Annotated in this window: 2 protein-coding genes; both read left to right on the top strand. The window is 69.3% G+C overall.

Translation table 11 applies throughout. The annotated features are described in order from the left end of the window. Position 1: 1 nt before the first annotated feature. Positions 2 to 772: an SDR family oxidoreductase gene (locus ACYSM9_RS21780; protein WP_461859028.1), complete on the top strand. Its 771-nt coding sequence runs from the start codon at positions 2 to 4 to the stop codon at positions 770 to 772. Beyond that, positions 772 to 1,836: L-idonate 5-dehydrogenase (locus ACYSM9_RS21775; RefSeq protein ID WP_461859027.1), on the top strand; the 1,065-nt coding region annotated here is incomplete at its 3' end. The genes ACYSM9_RS21780 and ACYSM9_RS21775, both read left to right, overlap by 1 nt.

The following is a 1,836-nucleotide window of genomic DNA, read 5'->3' as shown; positions in this document are numbered from 1 at the left end:
CATGAGTTCGTTGTTTGACCTGACGGGCCGTGTGGCCCTGGTGACCGGTTCCAGCCGGGGTATTGGGTCGTCGCTGGCGCGTGCCTTGGCTGATGCGGGTGCGACGGTGGTGCTGAACGGTGTGAATCCGGAGCGGCTGAAGGATGCGGAGGCGGCGCTTGCGGCGGATTATCCGCCGGGCCGGGTGCATAGTGTGGCGTTTGATGTGACTGATGGGGAGGCTGCTGCCCGCAGTATCGGCTGGGTCGAGGAGAACGTTGGTCCGGTGGAGATCCTGGTGAATAACGCGGGCATTCAGCACCGGGTGCCGATGCTGGATCTGGACGTGGCCGATTGGGAGCAGGTTCTGGCCACGGATCTGACGAGCGCGTTCCTGGTGGGGCGTGAGGCGGCGCGGCGGATGATTCCGCGGGGCCGGGGCAAGATCATTAACATCTGTTCGGTCCAGACGGATCTGGCCCGGCCGACGATTGCCCCGTATGTGGCGGCGAAGGGCGGGTTGCGGAACCTGACGCGGGCGATGACGGCCGAGTGGGCCGGTTCCGGGCTGCAGATCAATGGCATCGCGCCCGGGTATATCCATACCGAGATGACGCAGAACCTGGTGGATGATGAGCAGTTCAACGCCTGGATCCTGGGTCGTACCCCGGCGCGCCGGTGGGGTACCCCGCAGGACCTGGCCGGGCCCGTGGTGTGGCTGGCGTCGGCCGGTTCGGACTTCGTGAACGGGCAGACGATCTTTATTGACGGTGGAATGACGGTGGTGGTCTGATGTCCCCGGACACTGAAGCGCTGCCGGTCTCGGGTCCGGCGCTGGTGGCGCATGCCGCCGGTGACCTGCGCATCGACGAGGTCCCGCTGGCCCGGCCCGCGGCGGATGAGGCTGTGGTGGAGGTCCGTTACGGCGGGATCTGCGGCTCGGACCTGCACTATTGGCTGCACGGCGCGGCGGGGGAGTCCATCCTGAAGGACCCGCTGGTCCTGGGCCATGAGATTTCCGGTGTGGTGGTGCGCCCGGCAGCGAACGGTGCGGGCCCGCGGGCGGGGACCGCCGTCGCCGTCCATCCCGCCACCCCGGGCCCGGGCGCGGCGAAGTATCCGGCGGACCGGCCCAACCTGTCCCCGGGCTGCACCTACCTGGGCAGCGCCGCCCGGCACCCGCATACCGACGGGGCGTTCAGCCGGTACGTGAACCTCCCGGTGCGGATGCTGCGGGCCCTGCCGGAGGGCATCGACCTGCGCACCGCGGCCCTGATCGAGCCTGCGTCCGTGGCGTGGCACGCCGTGTCCCGCGCGGGCGACGTCAGGGGCAGGACGGCCCTGGTGATCGGTTCCGGGCCGATCGGCGCGCTGGCTGTTGCCGTGCTCAAACGCGCCGGCGCCGCCCGGATCACCGCCGTTGACCTGCACCCCAGGCCGCTGGAGATCGCTGCCGCCGCCGGCGCCGATGAGGTCATCAACGCCGCGGACGCGGCGGCGATCGAGGCCGTCGAAGCCGACGTGGTGATCGAGTCCTCCGGCAACCACCACGGCCTGGCCTCCGCGATCCGCGGCGCCGTCCGCGGCGGCACCGTGGTCATGGTCGGCCTGCTCCCCACCGGCATGCAGCCGGTGCCCATCTCGCTGGCCATCACCCGCGAACTCGAACTCAAAGGCTCGTTCCGCTTCAACGACGAAATCGACGACGTGATCGCCGCCCTCGCCGACGGATCCCTGCACATCGAGCCCGTCATCACCCACGAATACCCCCTGGCCCAGGCCCTGCACGCCTTCGAAATCGCCAAAGACTCCACCACCTCCGGCAAAGTCCTCCTCAGCTTCACCAGCGAAGGACCG

It is taken from the genome of Arthrobacter sp. C152, assembly GCF_054890965.1.
This window is presented reverse-complemented; position numbering and strand designations above follow the sequence as displayed.